Origin of the sequence: Burkholderia sp. lig30 (assembly GCF_000687455.2) — a bacterium.
GTDB lineage: Bacteria > Pseudomonadota > Gammaproteobacteria > Burkholderiales > Burkholderiaceae > Burkholderia.
In genome coordinates this window covers 1-2924 of sequence record NZ_JGVW01000043.1, presented here as the reverse complement: position 1 = coordinate 2924, position 2924 = coordinate 1, and the positions used below count along the sequence as shown (strand labels likewise).

Genomic DNA, 2924 nt, shown 5'->3' with positions numbered 1-2924 from the left:
GAAGCGCCGGCACGCATGCTCGACGCGATTCGCGCGTACCGGCAGTCGACGCAGGCGCGCGCGGAGCCGGCGCCATGAACCAGGCATCCACGTTTCGCGACGCGCGGCCCGCCCGCGTCACCGGCACGCCGCTTTCGTTTTGGCTGAAGTCATGACGAGTTATCCGCTGGTGTTCCATTCGTCGCCCGACCAGGTCATCGCCTGGCGCGACGGCGTGCCCGTACCGGTGCGCGCGTTTCTCGCGGATGTCGCACGGGTGGCCGCCGCGCTGCCGGCCGGCGGCCACGTGTTCAACGTGTGCCGCGACCGCTACCGCTTCACGGTCAGCCTGTGCGCAACGCTCGTCGCCGGCAGGATCAGCCTGCTGCCGTCGACGCATACGCCGGAGATGGTGCGCCAGCTCGCGGCGTTCGCGCCCGATGCAATCTGCGTGCACGATTCGCCCGACTGCGCGATCGACCTGCCGCGCTTCCGCTACCCCGAGCCCGCGGCGGAGGTCGAACCCGGCCGCGCCGGCGACAGCACGCTGGCCGGCGTGCCGCTGATCGACGCGGCGCGGATCATGGCGTACGTGTTCACGTCGGGCTCGACCGGCACGCCGGTGCCGCACCGCAAGACCTGGGGGTTTCTCGTCGAAAGCGTGCGCGCGTCGGCGGCGCGCCTGGGCCTCGTCGGCGCCGGCGCGCCCCCGTGCACGCTGGTCGGCACGGTGCCGCCGCAGCACATGTACGGGTTCGAGTCGACCGTGCTGCTCGCGCTGATCGGCGGCCTCGCGTTCAGCAACCGGCAGCCGTTCTATCCGGTCGACATCCGCGCGGAGCTCGACGCGGTGCCGCAGCCGCGCGTGCTGGTCACGTCGCCGATCCATCTGCGCGCGCTGCTGTCGTCCGGGCACGCGCTGCCGCCCGCATCGCTCGTGCTGTCGGCCACCGCGCCGCTGTCGGAAAAGCTCGCGCGCGAGGCCGAGGCGCGGCTGGCCGCGCCGCTGATCGAAATCTACGGCAGCACCGAGACCGGCCAGATCGCGACGCGGCGGACCGCCGAGGGCGCGACCTGGCACCTCTTCCCGGACATCCGGCTTGAAGCGCGCGCCGGCGCGCACGACGACGACAGCGGGCCGTCGTTCTGGGTGTCGGGCGGCCACGTCGAGACGCCGGTGCCGATGGGCGACGCGCTCGAACCGCTCGACGACGCCCATTTCCTGATGCACGGACGCAAGGCCGATCTCGTCAACATCGCCGGCAAGCGAACCTCGCTCGGCTACCTGAACCACCAGCTCAACGCGATACCGGGCGTCGCAGACGGCGTGTTCTTCATGCCCGACGACGACGCGCCGGGCGCGCGCGACGCAGGCGGCGAGCCGGTCACGCGCCTCGTCGCGCTCGTCGTCGCGCCGGACGTGCCGGCCGCCGACCTGCTCCGCGCGCTGCGCGAGCGGATCGACGCCGCGTTCATGCCGCGCCCGCTGCTGTTCGTCGATGCGCTGCCGCGTAACGAGACCGGCAAACTGCCGCGCGACGTGCTCGCGGCACTCGTCGCGCGGCACGCGCGCGACGCCGGCGCAGCCGGCATGCGCGCGATGCGCTTCACGATCGGCGCCGACCATCCCGCGCTGGCCGGTCATTTCCCCGGGCGCCCGATCGTGCCGGGCGTGGTGCTGCTCGACCATGCGATCAGCGCGATCGGCGCGGCGCTCGGCCGGCCGTTCGACGCATGGCGGCTCGGCTCGGCCAAATTCCCGAGCCCCGCCGCGCCCGGCGAATCGCTCGCGCTCGCGTTCGACGCGACGGCAGGCGGCGCGATCCGTTTCACGGTGCGCGCGGGCGAACGCGAGGTGGCGAGCGGCGTGCTGTCCGCACCGCCCGCCACGCAGGACACGGCACAGCCATGAAGCGCACCGGATGGGCCCAGCGCCAGGAACGCAGCAACCTCGCACTGCTGCGCGTGATGACCTGGCTGTCGCTGCGCTTCGGGCGGCCCGCCGGCCGTCTCGTGCTGCATCTGATCGCCACGTATTTCGTGCTGTTTTCGCCAGCGGCATGCGGCGCGTCGCGCGACTATCTGCGCCGCGTGCTCGGCCGTCCCGCGCGCTGGCGCGACGTGTACCGGCACGTGTTCACGTTCGCGACGACGATCCACGACCGCGTCTACCTGATGAACGAGCGCTTCGACCTGTTCGACATCCGCGTGCACGGCGAGGCGTTCGTCGAGAATGCGCTTGCCGGCGAGCGGGGCGCGCTCCTGATGGGCGCGCATCTCGGCAGCTTCGAGGTGATCCGCGCGCTCGGCCGCACCCGGCCGAACCTGCGCGTCGTGATCACGATGTACGAGGAGAACGCGCGCAAGATCAACGCGGCGCTCGCCGCCGTCAATCCCGCCGCCACACCCGAAGTCATCGGGCTCGGGCGCGTCGATGCGATGCTGAAGGTGCGCGAGCATCTCGACAGCAACAGCATGATCGGCATGCTCGCCGACCGCACGCTGCTGCGCGGCGCCGACGCATCGACGCAGCGCATGGATTTTCTCGGCGCGCCGGCGGCGTTTCCGCTCGGCCCGCTCCACATGGCGGCGATGCTCGGGCGGCCGGTGATCTTCATGACCGGCCTGTATCGCGGCGGCAATCGCTACGACATTCATTTCGAGCCGCTCGCCGATTTCTCGGGCGTGCGGCGCGACGCGCGCGCCGCCGCGGTGCAGGCCGCGCTCGCGCGCTACGTCGAGTTGCTCGAACGCTACTGCCGCGCCGCGCCATACAACTGGTTCAACTACTTCGATTTCTGGCAGGATGCCGGCGCGCGCCGCCGCGACGACGCCCCCGCGTGCGCCGACCTGCCCGTCACCAAGGATTCCTGACGCATGACCGCATCACGCCGACTCCCGCGCCCCTGCCTGTCGCGCCTGTGCGCATTCGCCGTCGCGACGGC

General features: G+C 72.0%; 2 protein-coding genes. Both read left to right on the top strand.

The genetic code is table 11. From position 1 onward, the window contains the following. Positions 1 to 151 precede the first annotated feature (151 nt). Positions 152 to 1891, top strand: coding sequence for an AMP-binding protein (locus LIG30_RS02385; RefSeq protein ID WP_038709349.1), 1740 nt, complete (start codon positions 152 to 154; stop codon positions 1889 to 1891). Then, positions 1888 to 2853 carry an LpxL/LpxP family acyltransferase gene (locus tag LIG30_RS02380; RefSeq protein WP_038709348.1) on the top strand — a complete coding sequence of 322 codons (966 nt, stop codon included), beginning with the start codon at positions 1888 to 1890 and terminating at the stop codon, positions 2851 to 2853. Before LIG30_RS02385 ends, LIG30_RS02380 begins: the two co-directional genes overlap by 4 nt. Positions 2854 to 2924: the final 71 nt, after the last annotated feature.